General features: G+C 69.2%; 21 protein-coding genes. 19 read left to right on the top strand and 2 right to left on the bottom strand.

Annotation, left to right across the window (positions count from 1 at the left end; genetic code table 11):
• Positions 1–15 precede the first annotated feature (15 nt).
• The 11 genes from A176_RS20870 (at position 16) to A176_RS20820 (ending at position 12,816) form a co-directional block, all read left to right on the top strand.
• Positions 16–666, top strand: a complete 651-nt coding sequence (locus A176_RS20870) for a Crp/Fnr family transcriptional regulator (protein WP_002634851.1) — start codon at positions 16–18, stop codon at positions 664–666.
• A 1-nt stretch (position 667) separates the two neighbouring features.
• On the top strand, positions 668–1,423 hold the full coding sequence (locus tag A176_RS20865; RefSeq protein ID WP_002634852.1) for an MBL fold metallo-hydrolase: 756 nt from the start codon (positions 668–670) through the stop codon (positions 1,421–1,423).
• Between the two features lie 62 nt (positions 1,424–1,485).
• Positions 1,486–2,337, top strand: a complete 852-nt coding sequence (accD, locus tag A176_RS20860) for an acetyl-CoA carboxylase, carboxyltransferase subunit beta (RefSeq protein ID WP_002634853.1) — start codon at positions 1,486–1,488, stop codon at positions 2,335–2,337.
• A gap of 71 nt (positions 2,338–2,408) precedes the next feature.
• On the top strand, positions 2,409–3,644 hold the full coding sequence (locus A176_RS20855; protein ID WP_002634854.1) for a bifunctional folylpolyglutamate synthase/dihydrofolate synthase: 1,236 nt from the start codon (positions 2,409–2,411) through the stop codon (positions 3,642–3,644).
• Between the two features lie 9 nt (positions 3,645–3,653).
• Positions 3,654–4,928: an alpha/beta hydrolase gene (locus tag A176_RS20850; protein ID WP_002634855.1), complete on the top strand. Its 1,275-nt coding sequence runs from the start codon at positions 3,654–3,656 to the stop codon at positions 4,926–4,928.
• Positions 4,929–5,009: 81 nt separating this feature from the next.
• Positions 5,010–6,482 (top strand): AMIN domain-containing protein, encoded by a 1,473-nt coding sequence (locus A176_RS20845; RefSeq protein WP_002634856.1) that lies wholly within the window; start codon positions 5,010–5,012, stop codon positions 6,480–6,482.
• 48 nt (positions 6,483–6,530) lie between these two features.
• A complete protein-coding gene (locus A176_RS20840) occupies positions 6,531–9,170 on the top strand; it encodes an LPS-assembly protein LptD (RefSeq protein WP_002634857.1) in 2,640 nt (879 codons plus the stop codon).
• 59 nt (positions 9,171–9,229) lie between these two features.
• Positions 9,230–9,580 (top strand): helix-turn-helix domain-containing protein, encoded by a 351-nt coding sequence (locus A176_RS20835; RefSeq protein WP_002634858.1) that lies wholly within the window; start codon positions 9,230–9,232, stop codon positions 9,578–9,580.
• 160 nt (positions 9,581–9,740) lie between these two features.
• Entirely contained in the window at positions 9,741–11,276 is a 1,536-nt protein-coding gene (locus tag A176_RS20830) for an Ig-like domain-containing protein (protein WP_044890075.1), read from the top strand.
• 107 nt (positions 11,277–11,383) lie between these two features.
• Complete coding sequence (locus tag A176_RS20825; RefSeq protein ID WP_044890140.1) at positions 11,384–12,085, top strand: TetR/AcrR family transcriptional regulator; 702 nt, start codon at positions 11,384–11,386, stop codon at positions 12,083–12,085.
• Positions 12,034–12,816, top strand: coding sequence for an enoyl-CoA hydratase/isomerase family protein (locus A176_RS20820; RefSeq protein ID WP_044890076.1), 783 nt, complete (start codon positions 12,034–12,036; stop codon positions 12,814–12,816). The genes A176_RS20825 and A176_RS20820 overlap by 52 nt, the downstream gene beginning before the upstream one ends.
• Before the next feature lie 6 nt (positions 12,817–12,822).
• Here A176_RS20820 and A176_RS20815 read toward each other — a convergent pair whose 3' ends face one another.
• Complete coding sequence (locus A176_RS20815; protein WP_002634862.1) at positions 12,823–13,812, bottom strand: M23 family metallopeptidase; 990 nt, start codon at positions 13,810–13,812, stop codon at positions 12,823–12,825.
• A 300-nt stretch (positions 13,813–14,112) separates the two neighbouring features.
• On the opposite strand from A176_RS20815, the gene A176_RS20810 reads away from it, so the two are divergent.
• The 8 genes from A176_RS20810 to A176_RS20775 all read left to right on the top strand — a co-directional run bounded on the left by A176_RS20810 (position 14,113) and on the right by A176_RS20775 (position 18,301).
• Positions 14,113–14,634 (top strand): hypothetical protein, encoded by a 522-nt coding sequence (locus A176_RS20810; RefSeq protein WP_002634863.1) that lies wholly within the window; start codon positions 14,113–14,115, stop codon positions 14,632–14,634.
• Positions 14,635–14,651: 17 nt separating this feature from the next.
• The gene (locus tag A176_RS20805) at positions 14,652–15,416 is read left to right on the top strand and encodes an endonuclease/exonuclease/phosphatase family protein (RefSeq protein ID WP_002634864.1); all 765 of its coding nucleotides are present in this window, start codon (positions 14,652–14,654) and stop codon (positions 15,414–15,416) included.
• 142 nt (positions 15,417–15,558) lie between these two features.
• The gene (locus A176_RS20800) at positions 15,559–16,020 is read left to right on the top strand and encodes a phage holin family protein (protein WP_002634865.1); all 462 of its coding nucleotides are present in this window, start codon (positions 15,559–15,561) and stop codon (positions 16,018–16,020) included.
• On the top strand, positions 16,010–16,231 hold the full coding sequence (locus A176_RS20795) for a DUF3618 domain-containing protein (protein ID WP_002634866.1): 222 nt from the start codon (positions 16,010–16,012) through the stop codon (positions 16,229–16,231). Before A176_RS20800 ends, A176_RS20795 begins: the two co-directional genes overlap by 11 nt.
• Positions 16,232–16,272: 41 nt before the next feature.
• Positions 16,273–16,473 (top strand): hypothetical protein, encoded by a 201-nt coding sequence (locus A176_RS20790; RefSeq protein WP_002634867.1) that lies wholly within the window; start codon positions 16,273–16,275, stop codon positions 16,471–16,473.
• A gap of 35 nt (positions 16,474–16,508) precedes the next feature.
• The gene (locus tag A176_RS20785; RefSeq protein WP_002634868.1) at positions 16,509–16,943 is read left to right on the top strand and encodes a hypothetical protein; all 435 of its coding nucleotides are present in this window, start codon (positions 16,509–16,511) and stop codon (positions 16,941–16,943) included.
• Between the two features lie 38 nt (positions 16,944–16,981).
• Positions 16,982–17,281: a YtxH domain-containing protein gene (locus A176_RS20780; protein ID WP_044890077.1), complete on the top strand. Its 300-nt coding sequence runs from the start codon at positions 16,982–16,984 to the stop codon at positions 17,279–17,281.
• Positions 17,282–17,380: 99 nt separating this feature from the next.
• Positions 17,381–18,301: a hypothetical protein gene (locus A176_RS20775; protein ID WP_002634870.1), complete on the top strand. Its 921-nt coding sequence runs from the start codon at positions 17,381–17,383 to the stop codon at positions 18,299–18,301.
• 268 nt (positions 18,302–18,569) lie between these two features.
• On the opposite strand, the gene A176_RS20770 is transcribed toward A176_RS20775, so the two are convergent.
• On the bottom strand, positions 18,570–19,406 hold the full coding sequence (locus tag A176_RS20770; RefSeq protein WP_002634871.1) for a hypothetical protein: 837 nt from the start codon (positions 19,404–19,406) through the stop codon (positions 18,570–18,572).
• Positions 19,407–19,540 lie beyond the last annotated feature (134 nt).

The following is a 19,540-nucleotide window of genomic DNA, read 5'->3' as shown; positions in this document are numbered from 1 at the left end:
TGACTCCTTTGCAGGATGGGCGCCGAGGAAACCCTCTTTCAACGTTTCGGCAAGGAGTTCCCCCAGGGCACCGAGCTCTTCCGCGAGGGAGAGGCCGGCAAGGAGATGTTCGTCATCCAGGCAGGACGGGTGGCCATCTCCAAGCGAGTCCGGGATGTGGAAAAGGTCCTTGCCGTGCTGGGCCCCGGAGAATTCTTCGGGGAGATGGCCATCATCTCCAACAAGCCCCGCAATGCTTCCGCCACTGTCAACGAGGATGCGCGGCTGCTGGTCATCGACCCCAAGACGTTCGAGGGGATGATCCGCGGCAACGCCGAAATCGCGGTCCGGATGATCAAGAAGCTGGCCGAGCGCCTCTCCGAGGCGGACGCCCAGATCGAAAACCTGCTGCACAATGATCCGGCCAGCCGGGTGGTGCATCAGATCCTCCAGGCCTGCCAGGGCCGGGGCCGCCCGGTGGAAGACGGCGTGGAGATTGATTTCCCGGTGCGGGAGCTGCCGCGCCAGATTGGCGTGGGCGAGCCCGCTGTCCGCGCCATGTTGGACCGGTTGGAGCGCACGGGCCTGGTCGAGCGGGATGGCGACCGGATGACCGTGCCGGACACGGGCAAGCTGCACGACTTCCTCCAATACCTGGAGATGAAGTGGAAGTTCGGAGACCTCTAGCGTGAAGCTGCGAGTCCTCGGCTGCCACGGCGGCGAGCTGCCCCATTGCAAGAGCACCTGCTTCCTCGTCGATGACGTGCTGGCGCTCGATGCGGGGGCGCTCACGGGGACGTTGTCGCTGGAGGAGCTGTGTCGCGTGGACCATGTCCTCGTGGGGCACAGCCACTTCGACCACGTGAAGGACCTGCCGCTGATGGCGGACCTGGTCATTGGCCGGCGGGAGACCCCGGTCACCATCCACGCCTCGCGCGAGTGCGCCAAGGCCCTGCGCGAGAACATGTTCAACAACGCGCTGTGGCCGGACTTCACCCGCATCCCGACCAAGCGCCAGCCCGTGCTGCAGATCAAGACGTTCCGCGCCGGGAGCACCTTCCAGGTGGGGCCCTACACCGTGCGCAGCGTGCCGGTGAGCCACCCCGTGGAGTCGTGCGGCTTCATCATCTCCAACGGCAAGAGCGCTCTGGCGATGAGCGGCGACACCGGGCCCACCGACAAGCTGTGGAAGGCGCTCAACGAGACGAAGAACCTCAAGGCGCTGCTGCTGGAGACGTCCTTCCCCAACAAGCTGCAGTCCCTGGCCGACATCTCGGGCCACCTCACGCCTCACACGCTGGGCTTGGAACTCCAGAAGTTCGAGCGCAACGGCGCGTCGGTGCTGCTGTACCACCTCAAGCCGGCGTTCGTGACGCAGCTCAAGAAGGAGCTGGCCGAGCTGCCGGTGGAGGTCCTGGAGCTGAACGACGCCTTCGAGTTCTAGACGCGGCGCGCCACACGGAGGGGTTGACGACTTTCTGCCGTCGGATTAACCCCGCGCACCTCATGGCCTGGTTCTCGAAGAAGCCGCGCATCGCCGTCGACACCGAACCGCAAGCCGAGCCCCGCCCGTCCCGCATGGAGGGCCTGTGGGCGAAGTGCGAGTCCTGCGACGAGATCATCTACCGCCAGGAGCTGGAGAAGAACTGGATGGTGTGTCCGCACTGCGAGCACCACCACTACTGGGCGGCGCGCGCGCGGCTGGTCGCGATGCTGGACCCCGACAGCTTCGAGGAGTTCGACAAGGAGCTGGAGCCGCAAGACCCGCTCGGGTTCAGTGACTCCAAGAAGTACAAGGACCGCCTCAAGTCCACGCGGAAGAACCTGGGCGAGCCGGACGCGTTCATCTCCGGCGTGGGCCGCATCCAGGGCCACCAGGTGTCGGTGGGCTGCTTCGTCTTCGAGTTCATGGGTGGCTCCATGGGCTCGGTGGTGGGCGAGAAGGTGGCCCGCGTCTTCGAGCGCGCGCACGAGCTGAAGTGCTCCGCCATCGTCTTCTCCGCGTCGGGTGGCGCGCGCATGCAGGAGGGCATCTTCTCCCTCATGCAGATGGCCAAGACGTCCGCGGCCATCGCCCGCTTCCGCACCGGCACGCGGCCGTACATCTCCGTGCTGCTCAACCCGACGACGGGCGGCGTCGCCGCGTCCTTCTCGTGGCTGGGCGACATCATCCTCGCCGAGCCCAAGGCGCTCATCGGCTTCGCCGGTCCGCGCGTCATCGAGCAGACCATCCGCCAGAAGCTGCCGGAGGGCTTCCAGCGCTCGGAGTTCCTGCTGGACCACGGGATGATCGACAGCATCGTCCACCGCAAGGACCTGCGGACGAAGCTGGGGCAGATTCTGGGGCTGCTCGGCTGAGCGCGCCCCGGACACCGGAAGAGGCGCTGGCCTTCTTCTCGAAGCTCAACCCCTCGGGCATCAAGCTGGGGTTGGAGCGCGTCCAGGAGGCCTTGGCCGCCCTGGGCCACCCGGAGCGCCAGTACCCGGCGCTCCACGTCGCGGGGACGAACGGGAAGGGCAGCACCTGTGCCATGACGGCGGCCGCGCTGCACGCCGCCGGGCACCGCGTGGGCCTCTACACGTCCCCGCACCTGGTGCGCGTCAACGAGCGCATCCGCGTGGACAGCGAGGACATCTCCGACGCGGACTTCGGGCTGCGCATCCTGGAGGTGCTGGAGCGCTACCCCAGCGCGGTGTCCGAGCCCATGACGTACTTCGAGTTCGGCACCGTGGTGGCCCTGTGGCACTTCGCCCAGGTCCGCGTGGATGTCGCCGTGCTGGAGACGGGCTTGGGGGGCCGGCTGGATGCCACTACCGCCGCGAGCCCGGTGGTGACGGCGATCACGCCCGTGTCCTTCGACCACATGGACTACCTGGGCGACACGCTGACGGCCATCGCCGGGGAGAAGGCGGGCATCCTCAAGCCCGGCGTGCCCTGTGTCGTGGCGCGGCAGCAGGCCCCGGAGGCCCTGGAGGCCATCCTCCGCAAGGCGGAGGCGGTGGGCGCGCCCGTGCGGCTCGAAGGCCGTGACTTCTTCGCCGAACGTCAAGCGGACGGCGGCCTGTCGTACCAAGGGACGTCGTGGCGCCTGGAGGGGCTGTCCCTGGCGCTGCGGGGCTCGCACCAGCGGCAGAACGCGGCGGTGGCGCTCGCTTGCCTGGAGGCTTTGCAGGAGCGCCGCATCACCGTGCCGCCGGAGGCCGCGCGGGCGGGGCTGGCGTCCGCGTGTTGGCCGGGACGCCTGGAAGAGGTGGGGCAGGGCCCTGTCGTGTTGCTCGACGGTGCCCACAACCCGGCGGGCGTGGAGGTGCTCCTCGCGTCGCTGAAGGACCTCTACCCGGGACGTCGCCTCCACCTCGTCTTCGGCGTGGTGGGGGACAAGGACCGGGGACCGATGATGCGAGCGCTCTTCCCCGAGTGTGCCTCCGTGCAGCTCACACCCCTGGAGACACCGCGCTCGCTCGCGCCCGAGGCCTATCTGGCCGAGGCGCGCGCGCTGTGTCAGGACGTGACGGCCTGGCCGGATGTGGACGCCGCCCTGGCCGCCGCGCGTGAGCGGGCAACCTCGGACGACCTGATCCTGGGTACAGGCTCACTGTTCCTGGTCGGGATGTTGAAGGCTCGCTTGTATCGAAACCTTGGCGCGATGCAGCAGCCGCCGTAGATTCAAGACATGCGCCTGCCGGACTGGAGAGCCGCCGCGACACCGGGGCCGCCCATCCCCTCCATCGACGAAGTCGACTTCAGGGCGCTTTACTCGAAGACGAAGTACGTCGTGGAGACGGCGGACGGCTGGTCGCTGGTCATCACCCGCTACCGTCCAGTGAAGCAGCCTTTTCCGCAACCGTTGTTTGGCGAGCCCCTGCTCCTGGTGCACGGTTTCTCACAGAACCGGCACACGTGGACGAGCGGGCAGTTCGTCAAGAACCTGCTCTTCTTCGGAGTGGACATCCACATCCTGGAGCTGCGCGGGCACGGCAAGAGCTCCATCGCGTTCCAGAAGGAGCGGGCCGAGCGCTTCAAGCGCCCCCTGCCTCCCGACCTCGACTACGGCTGGGACATCGACAGCTACTTCCTCTACGACTTGCCCGCGGCCGTCTCCGGCGTGAAGCGCATCACGCGGCGTGAGCGCATCTTCTATTGCGGCCACTCGATGGGCGGGATGCTGGGCTACGGCTACGCCGGCATCCACAACGACTTCGAGGGCCTCATCACCATCGGCTCCCCGGCGGACCTGGGGCGCGGCTTCATGCTGCTGCGGTTGCTCGCGCACGGCGCGCCCATGCTGGCCGGGATGATCGACCTGACACTCGCCAGCCTCAACGTGAGTGGGAAGATGGAAGGCGTCGGGCGCAAGCTGCTCGCGCGGGGCGTGGGGCTGGTGAACAAGGGCATGGGGCGCAAGCTGACCCCTCGGGCGCGGCGGACGCTGCGCTTCGACGCGGTGCCGGTGGACATCATCCTCAAGACGCTGGAGCGGCAGCTCGCGAAGGCGGAGGACTCGCCGCTGTATCAACAGCTCACCACACGACTGAACCGGCTCATCAACCCGGAGCGCGTGAGCGCGGATGACATCCGCTGGCTCCTGCGCGAAGGCGGTGAGCGAGAGCCGCGTCGCGTGCTGGAGCAGTTCGCGCGCTGGATTCGCCGGGGTGAGATGGTCTGCTACCGCACCGGCTTCGACTTCAAGCGGGGCTTCGGTCGCATCGAGATTCCCATGGCCATCATCTTCGGGGACTTGGATCCCCTGGCCTCGTTGGAGTCCACGCGCAGCGTGTATCGCGCCGCGAAGAGCGAGTACCTGCTCTGGCGGCCGGTGAAGGGTAACAGCCACATCGAGCTGACGATGGGGCACGACATCCGGCAGATTTGCTACGACATCAAGAACCTCATCGAGTACGCGCGGACCCACCGCTACCGCTCACCGAGCCTGCCGCGGCTTCGCTAGACGCGTGTGGACGGAAAGTTGGAGGCTCATTGGTGCGTGATAGCCTCCCCGCTCTTCTGTCAATGTGAAGGGGTGTGGTCGATGAAGCCGTTTGTCGCGTGGCTGCTCGGTGTGGTGCTCGTGCCCTTCGTGGCGCTCGCGCAGGCGCCGGCTGGGAGCCTGAACACCATCACCGCGGTGCAGGTGAACGGTGGGACGGTGACCATCACCGGCACGCAGAAGGCCAACTTCACCACCTTCACCATGACGGACCCGCCGCGGCTCGTCATCGACATCTCCGAGGCCACCTTCTCCGGTGTGCCCGAGGAAATCTCGGTGTCGAGCACCACGGTGACGGGCATCCGCACCGCGGCCTACGGCTCCGAGTCGTCCTCCATCGCGCGCGTGCTCATCGGGTACGACCGCGAAGTCGAGACGGACATCCAGGCCCAGGGCAACAGCCTCATCGTCCGCGTCGCGGGCGGTGGAGAGCAGGCCGTGGCGCAGGCGCCGACGCCGGAGCAGGCCCCCGCGGGGAACTCGGCCGCGGATGCCGCCGCCGCCGCGCGGGCTGAGCGTGAGGCGCAGGAGAAGGCCGCCGCGGATGCCGCCGCCGCAGCGCGGGCTGACCGCGAGGCCCAGGAGAAGGCCACCGCGGAGGCCGCCGCTGCCGCGAAGCGGGACCAGGATGCCGAGGCGAAGCGGCAGGCCGAGGCCCGTGCCGCCGCCCAGCGTCAGCAGGAGGAGCAGGCCCGGGCCACCGCTGAGGCGGAGCGCAAGCGTCAGCAGGAGGCCGAGGCTCGCGCCTCCGCACAGGCGGCCGAGGACAAGCGCCGCCAGGAAGAGGCCGCGCGTGCCTCCAAGCAGGCCGCGGAGGATGAGCGCCGCGCGCAGGCGCAGGCCTCCGCTGAGGAGGCCCAGCGCAAGAAGGAGCTTGCGCGGACCGAGGCCGAGAAGAAGCGGGCCGCCCAGCAGGCCGCGGAGGAGGAGCGTCGCGCCGCCGCACAGGCCGCCGAGGATGAGCGCCGCGCCGCCAAGCAGTCCGCCGCCGATGAGCGCCGCGCCGCCAAGCAGTCCGCCGCCGATGAGCGTCGCGCGGCCAAGCAGGCCGCCGACGAAGAGCGCCGCGCGCAAGCACAGGCCGCCGCCGATGAGCGTCGCCAGCGTCAGGCCGATGCCCGCGCCGCTCGGGAGCGCCGCCCGCAGCCCGCCTCGGAGCCGTCGCGCTCGAGCGGCGGCGAGGTGTCGTCCCGTCGCAAGACGCTGACGCTGGTGGGCTTCCAGCAGCAGGCGGACTCGTCCCGGGTCTTCATCCGGACCAACGAACCCGTCAGCTACTCGGTGGGCGAGCGGGGCCGCACGGTCGTGCTGGAGTTGGAGAACACCCGCGTGGATTCCAACAACAACACGCTGCCGCTGGACACCTCCTTCTTCGCGTCCCCGGTGCTCCGCGTGGACCCGAGCGCCTCCGGGCGGGATGTGCGCATCACCATCCAGCTCCGGCAGGGCGCGCCGTTCCAGACCCGGCAGGACGGGAACGTCATTTCATTGGACTTCCAGCGCACAGGGCGGTGAAAAGGGCGGGCCGCTCGGCCCGGGCGCGGCATACCCTGCACCCCCTGAATGAGCCTCTTCGTCCCGCTCGCCGCCGCGCTGCTGGTCACCACGTCGCAGGTGCCGCTCGCCACGCCGTTGGCCCTGCCCAACGGCGAGAAGGCGCAGCTCACGGCAGACCTGGTCGTCTACGAGGCGGACACCAAGGTCGTCACCGCGCGCGGTAACGCCGTGCTTCGCACGGACACCCAGCAACTGCGCGCCGACGAAGTGAAGTACGACGCGGCGAATCCGTTCGTCACCGCCACCGGCAACGTCGTGTACGTGGGGCCGGGTGGCATGGCCGCCGTCGCCGACCGCGTGACGATGGACGTGCGCACCTACGAGGCGAACCTCGAGGGCGGACTCTTCATGCAGAAGCAGGGCGTCACCCAGGACGCCTTGTTCGCCGCGAAGACGCCCCAGGAGCTGCGCGCCATCGGCGAGACGCCCGTGCTGCTCAGCGGCACGCGCATCCGGCGCACGGGAGAGAACACCTTCGTGGTGGAGGACCTGGCCTTCACGCCCTGCAACTGCAGCCCGAATGAGCCGGGCTGGCGCATGGAGGCAAGCTCCGCCACGGTCGTCCTGGGCGAGCGCGCCACGATGACCTTGCCCGTCGTGTACGTGAAGTCCGTGCCCGTGATGGCGCTGCCGTGGCTCTACATGCCCCTGTCCCAGCGGCGCACGGGCTTGCTGATTCCCAAGCCCACGTTCAACGCACTCAACGGCTTCGCGTTGGAGCAGCCGCTCTTCATCACGTTGGGGCAGAGCTACGACCTGACCTTCACGCCGGGGTACTTCAGCGGCGGCGCCTCCGTTCCGAATCCTGCTGACTCGGCTCTGCGCGAGCCAGGCATCACGGGCGTGAAAGGGCCACGCCTGCTCACCGAGTTCCGCTACGCACCCAGCGAGCGGACCCGGGGCCGCGCCACGCTGGGTTTCCTCTATGACTTCCGCCCCATCCGGGACCCGAGCCGAGACGATTTCTACCGGCGGACCGTGGACGGTGTGAGGACGTCTGAGCTCGTGGACGAACGTCGCGGACTTCGGGGCGAGGCGTCCTGGCAGCACACGCAGGACTTGGGCAACGGGTGGCACGACCGCGTGGACGCCGCGTTCGTCTCCGACGGCTTCTACACCCGCGACCTTACGGCGGACATCGTCGCCCGTGAGTTCCAATATCTCCGGAGCACGGCCACGGTGTACCAGCGTCAGGATGACCTGTACGCAGGGCTCGACGTGTCGCTGCGTCAGGACATCCGGTGGGGGTATCGCTTCTTTCAGGACAACCGCGTGCCCGCTGCGGCGGACCCGTCGCGTCCCGACCTGAAGGCGCCCACCACCTTCCAGCGACTGCCGGCCATCACGTTGGCGTTGCCAGATCGCCCCGTGTTGGCCGGGCTCATGGGCGGGCTGACCGTGCAGTACTCCCGGTTGGCACCGCTTCGGGGTGGGCACGGCGATGAGGGTATCGACGGCATCTTCCGTCGCGCCGGTGACTACTCCGTGTTCAACGCAGAGACGCTCACTCGGAGCCTGAGTCCGGACACCCCCCAGTCCGACGGCATCTTCAACTCGAACGACCGCGAGGCCCGCGACCGCGTGGACTTCAACCCGCGCCTGTCGACGTCCTTCGGGGTGGGCGACCTGATGCGGGTGTCACCTTCGCTGGGCCTGCGCCAGGACGTGTGGCTGGGTGAGGTCTCCGGCAGGACGTGGCAGCGGGGCTATCCCATCGCGGGGGTGCTGCTGGAGAGCCAGCTCACGCGCGTCTTCAAGGGGGAGGAGACGAGCTTCCGCCACGCCATCACGCCGTCGCTGGAGGTGCGCTACGTGCCAGGAGGGTGGGGCAGCCTGCCCACGGCGGGCGCGTCCGAGGACGGCTCCGCGCGGCCCTACGATGAAGTGGACGCGGCCGTGCCGTATCAACCCGACGGGCGCACACGCGGGTTCCTGCACGCGGTGCTCGCCGTGGACCAGACGCTGCGCTTCAAGCGGGGCAACACCATCCGCGAGCCGCTGCGCCTGCGCATCGGTCAGGGCTTCGACCTCACCCGGCATGTGCCGGCGGCGGGGAAGCTCGATGATTCAGGGCCCGTGCTCCGCGACACCTTCGCGCGCCTCAGCGCCAACGCGGGCATCCTGACCGCCGCGGGGACCGTCAGGTACGATCCGACAGCGGGCCGCATCTCCGGGCTGGCCGCGGAGATCAACGTCGATGACGGCAAAGGGCACGCCGTCTACGCGCGCTTCGACGACTTGTTGTCCATCAGTGAGCAGGACCGCGCGCTGGGCGCCGATCCCCGTTGGGTGGGCCCTGACGTCGTTCGCCGCTCGCTGGATACCTTGGTAGGCGGACTATCCCGAGTAGAACCCGGCTTCTCTCCGGCCGAACGTGCTCAGGCCCTCATCGCGGGTACGCGTTTGAAGCTCGGATTTGGGCTGGGAGTGCGGTACGAAGCAATTGTGCAACCGCTTTACCGGGATCCTAAAACTCAAGAAACTCGCTTCGTTGCCCAGCAGCAGACGTTCGGCCTCTCGTATGGGCCTGCATGCGACTGCTGGCGGGTCGAGGGAGTGATGACGCTGCGGCGGGAGTTGGGGCTGGAATTCTCCGGCATCAACCTCATCGTGGCGAATTTCGGATCCTTTGGTTCCGGAGGCTAGGAATCACCAGCCGTGGGTGGTGGTTCCTCCAACCCCGAAACAGCCAGGAGAAGTACTTCGTGTCGGACCTCGGAAAACGAATTGGGCAGCGCATCCGCGAGCTTCGGACACAGCGGCCGGAGCGCTGGACGCAGGAAGAGCTCGCCGAGCGAGCGCAGATCAGCGTGTCGTTCCTCTCGATGATTGAGCGTGGCGAGCGCGTCCCACATGTGGAGACGCTGGCCGCACTGGCCAACGCCCTGGGCGTGAGCCTGGGCGAGCTCTTCACGGGAACGGAGCAGACCCTTGCTCAGACGGAGGACCTCCTGCGGCCCCTGTCTGACTTCGCGCGCGCCCGCGGCCTCACCGCCCGGGACGTGGACCGCCTCCTCGGCGTCGCGCGGGTGATGTTCAGCGGCACCGCCGCCTGAGACATCCCCCAGGGATTCCAGGCCCTGGACGCAAGAGGGCTCCGGTCCGCCTGTCCTGTCCTTGACTGGACGGTAGGTGGCCCGGGAAGATGCGGAAGATGCGCTGTGCGCTGCTCGCGTACAGCCCGCTTCCTTCATCGCCTTCAAGGAGTTTCCACTGATGCGTCCGGGTCTGGCCCCGTGGGTGGCCGTCGCGAGCCTGCTGTTCATCGCATGCTCGCCGTCGGCTCCCGCCACACTTGAATTCGTGGACCAGTCACCGGCTCAGCCGCGACTGGGTGAAATCACCACGCTGCGTTTCCGCGCGGTGGATACCCGAGGCCAGCCGCAAGCCGGTACGCAGGTGTCCTTCACGCTGGAGTCCCCGGTCCCGGGCGTCGAGCTGTCGCCCACCGAGGGTGTCACCAATCCCAACGACGGTCTCGTGACGGTGCAGGTGGTGGCGCGTGGTGGCCGGGTGGCCTCCGCCGTCGTCATCGCCACGGCCGGCACGGGCGCCGAGATGAAGCGGGCCGTCAGCCCCGTGGTCAGCTTCGCGGGGACCAACTCGAGCTCCCGTCAGTTCACCTTCCAGTGCGGCTCGTTCTCCGGCAACGCCTCCGGTCTGCACCACGCCATTGGCGCCTGGGACGACACGCGCAGCCTGATCGCCGGCGTGAAGCTCAAGTGCATCGCGCACGTGGGTGACCGCAACGGCGACGGCGTGGTGGGCGCCCAGGTCTCCTTCCTCACCGAGGCCGGCACCATTGGCCCCAGCGCGGTGTCCGTCACGGACGTGGTGGGCAACGCGGAGGTCCTCTACAAGACGTCGCTGCCGCTGCCCCAGGACGTGGAGCCGGGCGTGTTCACCTGGAACCCGGTGAAGGACGCGACGCACACCGGCGAGTACCTGGCGCCGCTCTGGATGCACCCCTTCCTCTGGGACGAGAACCCGATTGCCAGCTACGGCAACACCGCGCAGCCGCAGCAGGACCGCCCGGAGCCGCGCCGTCCGGACCCCATCCGCCCGGGCATCGTCAACAACCCGCGTGACAACCTGGTCTCCCTCATCGCCATCACCAGCGGTGAGGAGGCCTTCGACGACCTGAACAACAACGGCGTGTGGGACTCGGGCGAGCCCTTCGAGGACACCACCGAGCCCTTCGTCGACAACAACGACAACGGGACGTGGGACCCGGGTGAGCGCTACGTCGACACCAACGGCGATGGCCGCTGGACGGGCAAGAATGGCCAGTACGACGCCAGCACGCTCATCTGGGTGCAGGAGCGCATCCTGTGGACGGGCATGCCCCACGGGCTGGACTATCGCGACACGCGGCTCCAGATCTCCCCGCCCACCACGCCGCCTCCGTTCATCAGCCACTTTGGTGGCATCCCGGTTTCGTTCATCGTCTCCGACCCCTGGTTCAACCGCATCGCTCAGAATGGCGAGGATGACGGCTGCGCCGGTGGGGCCTCCGGGCCCGTCAAGGTGACCCAGGCCAACGCGGGCATCGCGCTGACGTACCCGTCCTTCAACTTCGAGACGTACCTCATCAGCGACGTGCACGAGCAGCCCTCCGAAGGGCCCGCGCCGGCGCCCTCCAACCCGCCCGTCCCTTGGTCGGTGAACCCGCTGTGCAAGTACACCGCGGCGCAGGAGGAGGGGCACCAGGTCTACGTGATTGGGCCCACCATCTCGGGCACCGTGGAGTAGTCAGCACCGTTTGATTGGGCGGGCCCACGAAGGCATTGACCCCAGGGCCCGCCCTCCGTAGGTTCTCCGCTGGTTGACTGGCGAATCACCCGCCGGTGGAGGACCTCGTGGGTCAGCAGAACAAGCCGGCGGCGGACAGCGGCTCCCGTGAGAGCGAGCGGCGCCGTACCATCCTCCGCGCGGCCATCGACGTGTTCGCCCGGAAGGGCTACCACGGCTGCCGTATCGCGGACGTGGCCAAGGAGGCCGGCGTCGCGTACGGCCTCGTCTACCACTACTTCAAGAACAAGGATGAGCTGCTGGAGACCGTGTTCGACACGGGCTGGAGCGGCTTCGTCACGCGTGTGCGCGCGGTGGTGGAGGGCGAAGGCACGCTCGCGGAGAAGGTGCGCGGCATCGTCGACGTGGCCTTCGAGGCGTACCGGGTGGACCCGCGCGCGGTGAAGGTCCTCATCCTGGAGATTGCCCGCAGCCCGGCAGGCTCGCGCATCAACCGGCAGACGGCCTTCGTGGACGCCATCCGGCTCAGCTCGGAGCTGTTCAGCGTCGCGCGTGAGCGCGGCGAGCTGCGGCCGGAGCTGGACGCGCACCTGGCCTCCGCGCTGCTCTTCGGCAACATCGAGATGGGGCTCACGGCCTTCGTCGTGGGCCTGGCCGACGCGAGAGACCCCGCGGCGCTGGAGCAGGCCAAGGCGCAGATCGCCAACTCCTTCCTTTACGGCGTCCTCACCGGCGCTCAGGCAGCGGAGGTGTCCGAATGGAAGCCGGAGAAGTCCGCTACGAAGTCCAAGGCCCCCAAGCGCTCCTGACCATCGACCGGCCCAAGGCCCGCAACGCGCTGTCACCCGGCGTGGTGCGCGAGTTGATGGCGGCGTTGGAGCGGGCGGAGTCCGACGCGGCCGTGCGCGTGGTGGTGCTCACCGGCGCGGGCGAGAAGGTCTTCTGCGCGGGCGGTGACCTGGGGACGATGGCGGGCGACGAGGGCTTCCTGGCCACGCACGAAGGCCGGCGGGCCTACGGGCGGCTGCTGGTCCGCTTCCAGGAGCTGCGCAAGCCCACCGTGGCGCGGGTCAACGGCCATGCGCTGGCGGGAGGGCTGGGGCTGGTGCTCGCGTGTGATTTGGCTGTCGCCGTGGACACCGCGGACCTGGGCACGCCCGAAATCGACGTGGGCCTGTTCCCCATGATGATGATGGCGCTGCTCCAGCGGCACCTGGGCCGCAAGCGGGCGCTGGAGCTGGTGCTCACCGGCGACCGGCTGCCCGCGCGCGAGGCGCTGACGCTGGGCCTGCTCAACCGCGTGGTGCCTGCGGCGGAGCTGGACGGCGCGGTGTCCACGCTCGCGGGGAAGCTGGCGGGGAAGAGCCAGGCCGTCCTCGCGCTGGGCCGCCGGGCCTTCTTCACCGCGGAGGACCTGCCGCTGCCCGCCGCGCTGGAGTACCTGTCCTCCCAGTTGTCGCTCAACGTGTTGGCGGACGACGCGGGGGAGGGCATCTCCGCCTTCCTGGAGAAGCGCCCGCCCAAGTGGCACGACCGCTGAACTCGGCTACGGCGTGGTGAGCCCGGTGGTTTCATTCCGGGCCACGCTGGGCGGCAGGTGCGGGAAGAAGTCCATCTTCAGCAGGCTCTGGCCGTCCACCCACAGCCCGTCCACCTTCACGCCCCAGTGCAGGTGCGGCCCGGTGACGCGGCCCGTGCTGCCCACCTGGCCCAGGTCCTGGCCCTGCTTCACCGTGTCGCCAGCCTTCACGTTGATGCGCGACAGGTGGAAGTACGCCGTGTACAGGCCGGCGCCGTGGTGCACGAGCACCGTGTTGCCCGCCGCGTAGTTGTCGCGCGCCATCACCACCGTGCCGTCGTTGGCGGACACCACCTGCGTGCCCGGGTCTCCGTCGATGTCCACGCCGAAGTGCTGGCTGGACAGCTTACCGTTGAAGGTGCGGCGGTCTCCGAAGGGCGCGGTGATGCGGTCCTCACGGGGCCACGCGAAGTTCTGGGTGAAGTGGGGCGAGGCGAAGGGCTGCGCGAAGGCCTCGGCGAAGGCCTGGCGGTCCGCCGCCATGCGCTTGCGCACCGCGGCCGGAGGCTTCACGTACTTGCCCGCCACGCGCAGCTCGCGCGACGGGTAGCCCGGCGCCACGACGTTCAACGTGCCCGTCAGCTCCACCTGCGGCGCGCCCTTCTTGACGGGGCCCATGGCCGTCACCCGCGCGGTGCCGGGCGTCGCCTCCACCGGCAGGCCCGATACCGCCAGGTAGCCGTCTCCCCAGGGGAAGAAGCGCAGCGCGCGGCCCGCGAGCGTCCCGGTGGGCGGCGCCGTCACGCCACTCACCGTCACCAGCACCGGGTCTCCCGGCTTGGCCGTGTCCGGCTGGAGCGTCAGGTGGGGCGCGTGCGCTTCCTCCGCCTGCCCTGACTCCGCGCGTACGGGGACGGAGGCGGTTTCGGCCGCCCCTGCCTTCGTCCCGAACGCGAGCAGGGCGAGGAGCAGGTAAGGGGAGTTGGAATTCTTCCGGCCGGGTGCGTGCGAAGGCATGGGCCGTTTTTACACCACGTCGCGCGCAACTCTTCCCGGGGTGTGGTGGAGATTTGCCGCACGCCTGCTCCCGCCCTCGGAAGCGCTCGTCTTGTCGCCTGGGTGGGATGATGGCTGCACGCTTTCCAACGGTGGCTCCGATGCAAGGAGTTGCCGGCACTTGGAAGGGAAACGCTCGCGCCTCGGAGCCTGCCTGTTCGAGGAGCAAGCGGCCCGGCAGGGCGAATTGCGTCAAGGCGTACCCGAGGGACTGGGGGCTTCCTAGCTTCTGAACGGACTCGATGAATGGGAGATTCGCGGATGCCTCGTCCCTATAGCTTTGACCACTACCAGGTTCCGAAGACGCTGCCGGCGCCGAAGCGAAGCCTGCGTCGGCAGGACAAGGCGCGGCTGGCTCACTCCAAGGCCCATCCGGAAGCCATGGACAGCCACGAGGGCGTGCACTACGGCAAGCGCTTCGCAGAGACGGAAGAGCTCTACATCGCGCACCAGATGGAGGCGCAGCTCGAGGAGCTGGCGCGGCCCGAGCCCGACGCCAAGTTCTCTCACGGCCCCAGCTTCACCGGCCCCAAGCGCACGAAGCGCGGCGCGAAGAAGGCCGAGGCGCCCGCGGTGGGCGCGACGTCGCCGATTGGCGCGCTGCCGCCCACGCGCGAGCAGCCGCCCCGCGCGCGGATGACGGAGATTCGCGACGAGGCCGAGCACCAGGTGCAGGCCCTGCGCGGTGGCCTGGGGGATGCCGTCAAGGCCGTGTCCCGGCTCATCCGGCTGCCCGTCACCGTCGTGCGCATGGCCGCGGGCCGCATCCTGCCGCTGTCCTGACCGGGCGAGCGACGCGCGTGGAGCTGAGGCTCGTTTCGTACAACATCCATAGCGGCATCGGGACGGATGGCCGCTTCGACCTGGTGAGGGTGGGCGAGGTGCTCCGCGAAGTGGACGCGGACATCATCGCCCTCCAGGAGGTCGGAGACTTTCGCGCCGTGACGCCCCGGGAGGACCAGCCCGAGCACCTGGCCGACCTGCTCGGGCTGCACATGGCCTTCGGGCCCAACGTGGTTCGCAACGGCCGGCGCTACGGCAACGCCATCCTGTCGCGGCTGCCCATCCTCAAATCGAAGAACTACGACCTGAGCGTGGGAGGCCGCGAGCCGCGGGGCGCGCTGCGCTGCGACCTGGACCTGGGCGGCGGCACGCAGCTTCATGTCTTCTCGCTTCACCTGGGCCTGCGCCTGGGCGAGCGGCGAAAGCAGGAGGCCATGCTCCTGTCGTCGGACATCCTCCGGGACGCCGTGCGGAAGGACCCGCTGGTCGTGTGTGGAGATTTCAACTACTGGGGGAACGGACCGGTGCCTTCGCTCGTGCGGGAGGCCATCCACGACGCGGCGCTGGAGCTGCGCGCGCCCGCGCGGACGTACCCCACGCGCCTGCCCCTGCTGCGCTTGGACCGCATCTTCGTGGATGCGGGCGTGCGGCCGCTCGCCATCCATCCCCATCGCACGGCGCTGAGCCGCGTGGCGTCTGACCACCTGCCCCTCGTGCTGCGCTTCGAGGCCCCCATTTTCGAGGAGCCTTCGCGCTCTCCCCCCGTGCAGCTCATCGGGTAGACTGGGCGGATGGGCTGGCGCGCGTTCACTGGCCGACGCTTGCGCGCGCCGGACAAAAACACCGTGACGTGGTTGTCGCGGAACAGGTGCATGCCTAGGTTGGCCGGCACCTGTGGGGCCGTACGCGTCGGCCGGAGAGCGCATGCACGTGGGGAGTGAACAGACCGAGCGCGGTATCACCGCGCTCGTTGGGCGCATGGCCGACGGCTTCAGCCGGCTGGTGACCCAGCACCTGCAACTGGCGCGCATGGAGTTGACCGAGGACGTCAAGGCGACGGGCCTGGACGTGGCGATGATCGCCGCCTTCGTGCCCTTCATCCTCGTGGGCTACGGCTTCGTGTGCGCGGCGTTGGCGGCCTGGCTGTCCACGTGGCTGGGCTGGTCCGGGGCGCTGGGCAGCATCGGCCTGGCGAACCTCGTGGGCGGGGCGGTGGGCGCGAAGTGGGCGGTGAACCGCCTCAAGGCGCGCCGGATGATGGACGATACGTCCCAGGAGCTTTCTCTCAGCGTGGCCGCGCTGACCAACACCGCTCCCAGTGCGCCGGTGAACGCGCTCCAGGGGGCGAACCGTGAAATCTTCAAGGAGCCGCAGCATGGCCGGTAGCAATGGACTGCCCAAGGCCCACAGCCCTCGCAGCAGCGCGGAGCTGCGCGCCGAAATCGAGCGGACGCGCGCCGAGCTGGCCACGTCCGTGAGCGCCTTGCGCGAAGAGGTGTCCGTGGCCACCGACTGGCGCCAGTGGGTGCACCGCCATCCCTACGCGAGCCTGGGCGCGGCGTTCGCCGTGGGGTTGTGGCTGGGCTCGCGCGACTGACGACTTCCGCAGTACCCCCGATTATTGAGGAGAGCGCTTCGATGGAGATGAATCCGCAGCAGATGGCCGACAAGGCCCGTCAGTTCCAGGACCGCGTGGTGCCGCAGATCGACGAGGCTCGCCAGAACCTCGTGGACATGAACGACCGCGTGGTGAGCTTCATCCGCGCCAACCCGGGGACGTGCCTGTTGGGCGCGGTGGCCGTGGGCTTCCTCGTCGGACGCATTGCCTCGCGCCGCTGAGCGGACGCGCTGGAACCACACGAGAGGATGAACGTATGACGACGTTTCCAGGTGCATCGGGCAATGGCTCGCCGCAGGACCCGCAGGGCGGCGGCTTCGGGCAGCGCGTGGACCACATTGGCAGCGACGCACAGCAGCTCTGGTCCGACGCGCGCGGCGCGGTGGAGGACCTGGGGCAGACCCTGGACCTGCGCGGCCGCGTGCAGCGCAACCCGTACGGGATGATGGCGGCGGCGATTGGCGTCGGCTACCTGTTGGGCGGCGGACTCTTCACGCCGCTGACGGCGCGCGTCCTCCGGCTCGGCGTGCGTCTGGCCGCGCTGCCCCTGGTGAAGGATGAGCTGCTGGGCATGGCGGAAGCCGCCTTCCAGGGATATCAGACAGGTCGTGGTATGGGTGGTGCGAGGTCCGAAGGTGTGGCCTCGGCGAACGCCGCCTCCGCAGGAACTCCCCGCCCGCCCGCGTACTAGGCCGGGCTTTCTCCCACCCCCCAACCTCTGGAGTCGCAATCATGAACTTCAACAATCTCAAGAAGCTGGACAAGGACGACCTGCTGCACCTGGTGGGTCTGGAGACGCGCCGGGACACGGTCGACACGCTCCTGCCCGTCGTGGGCGCCTTCGCCGCGGGCATCCTCGTGGGCGCGGGCCTGGGCCTGCTGTTGGCGCCGAAGACGGGCGACCAGCTCCGTGATGACCTCCGTCAGCGCCTGCAGAGCGGCCAGGACTACTTGAACAACGCCGTGGGCCGTGGCGAGGGCTCCCAGGCGACGACGGGCCCGCAGGGCACCGTTTCCCGCACCGCCTGATTCGTTTCGCCTGCCACGCAGGTCAGGAGGCCTCCATTCGCGCCGGTGACGGTCGCGGGTGGGGGCCTTCTTGTTTCCGGGCGGGTAGACTCCGCGCTCGTGAGCGACACGACGCGGGGTGACGGGGTGGTGAAGCGCGCGCAAGACGCCGAGGGCCCGGACGCGGCGCTGGCGCGGCTGCGCGCGCTGGAGACGCTGGAGTCGGGTTACGAGGCGTGGCTGGAGCTGAAGCTGGAGCAGGCCGCGGCGAGGCTTCGGTTTCGCGAGGAGCGCGAGCGGCTGGAGCAGCAGGGGTCGTTTCTGCTGGGCGCGGTGCGCGCGGCGGGGCTGACGCCGCCGGCCAGCGCGGAGCCTGGGCTCGTGAGTGGGGTCGCGCCCGCGGGGGATTTCCTTCGGGACGCGGAGGAGAAGCTCACGCAGGCCCGCGAGGCGGTGGCCCAGCGAGAGGCGGAGAGCGAGGCGCGGCATGCCGACGCCTTCGCGGAGATTCGCGCCACGCTGAAGGACCGCATCCAGCGCTACCTGAGCGCGAGCCGTCCGGCGTTGACGCTGATGCTGCGCCGGTTGGGCACGGAGCGGTCGATTCTGCACCTGTCTCGTGTGACGGGGGACACGCCCGCGCTGCTGTGCTTCCTGTTCAGCGGGCGGATTCCGTCACGGCATGGCTTCCTGTTGGATGACTCCACGGAGGACGTGTCGCTGGCGCCCGCGCCGCTCTATGCCGACGAGGGCGTGACGCCGGAAGAGGTGCGTCCGGACGCGGCGGCGCTGGAGGCGCGGATGCGCGGGGCAGGAGAGGTGCTGCCGTTGAAGGGCTTCCTGCCCGTGTTCGTGCCGAAGCCGGGTGGGGGCGATGACTTCTTCCGCCTGCTTCAACGTGGCGCGGTGCTGGAGGTGGAGGTCGCGGACGGCACGGCCTTCCGCAACGTCCTCACCCGCGAGGAGTCCGAGCGCTTCGCGGGGCACCTGCTGCGCCTCAAGTTGGAAGGCCGCATCGGGCTCGATATCGAAGTGGGCTGAGCCGGAGGAGGCCTGTCCCACCGGGTGTTGCCGCGCAGGAGAGGTGTTTCGCGGGGCACCTGCTTCGCCTCGGTACTGAGGTGGGTTGTGGTGGTGCCCACCTTGCCGTCCGGTGTCGCGACGGAGTTCACGCGATTCGCGGGGCATCCACCTGGGCCCTGCACAATCGCAACAGCGCTACCGCGTGCCGAGCCTCCGCGAGACATTTCCCACGCGGATTGAAGCGACGCGGGAGGTGCGCCGGACCGCGCCAGCGCACCTCACATGCCTAGCGCGTGCGCACCACGCCCACTTCGGCGGTGCCCGCGAGCAGCGCGCTGCCGAGGAACAGGTTGCCGGACTCCGCGCCGCCCATGCGCACCGCGTGGAAGATGACGAGATACGTCTGCTCGCGCTGGGGGAACGCCGTCGCGGGAATCGTGACCCGCGCCTCCCGGTACGGGCCCGGCAACCCCACCAGTTGGAGGAACTGGACCGGGCTCGACGGGAGGTTGGTGTACGTCGGCTCACCCTGCGCGCCCTCGGCGCTCAGGGGCACCACGGTGACGAAGCCCAGCGTGCGGTCCGTGTTCGCCGGAGGCGCCGGCCGGTCGAAGGACAGGGGCGTGTTCGCGTCGACCCGCAGGAAGCCCTCGGGCGGGTGGAGCGCCTCAATGGTCTCCTTCATCGGCGCGTTGTCCACCTGGCCCACGTAGCGCGTGCCGCCTCGGGTCGCGATGAACTGGTACGTGGCCCCGGACTGGTACTCGAAGTTGGACGCGCCCACGCTGGAGCGGCGGTAGTTGCCGGAGCCCTCGTCGGAGAGCGCCGTGGCCTCACCGCCCACGGGCTGCACGGAGACGGTGGCGCCCGCGAGCCCCGACGGCTGGGAGTTCTCCCCCGTCCTGCTTCCGAAGAACACGACGGCGGCCGTCTGGGCGGGCAGGGCCAGGACATCGCCTCCGTCGGGGGCGTAGGTGCCCGCGTCGACGCCCGCGAGCGCGGCGGCGGACACCTCCACCTCCGGCGTGGAGAGCAGCGTCCCCACCATGAGGTGGTCGGCGGTGAGCTGGTCCAGGTCGCAGGCCAGGAGGGCGAGGGAGGAAGCGGCGAACGCTGCGGACACCAGGAGGCGTTTCATAAGCGCGCGAGCATAGCAGCCACGCGTCGAAGGACCGCGTCGCGCGGAGGCGACTCGGGGTATCCTGCGGCCCACCCGTGCAAGGTCACCGCGTTCACTTCGCAGGCCGGCGCTTCCTG

This window comes from Myxococcus hansupus, from assembly GCF_000280925.3.
Classification (GTDB): domain Bacteria; phylum Myxococcota; class Myxococcia; order Myxococcales; family Myxococcaceae; genus Myxococcus; species Myxococcus hansupus.
Note: the sequence above shows the minus strand (reverse complement) of the source record. Positions and strands in the feature narration are given on the sequence as shown.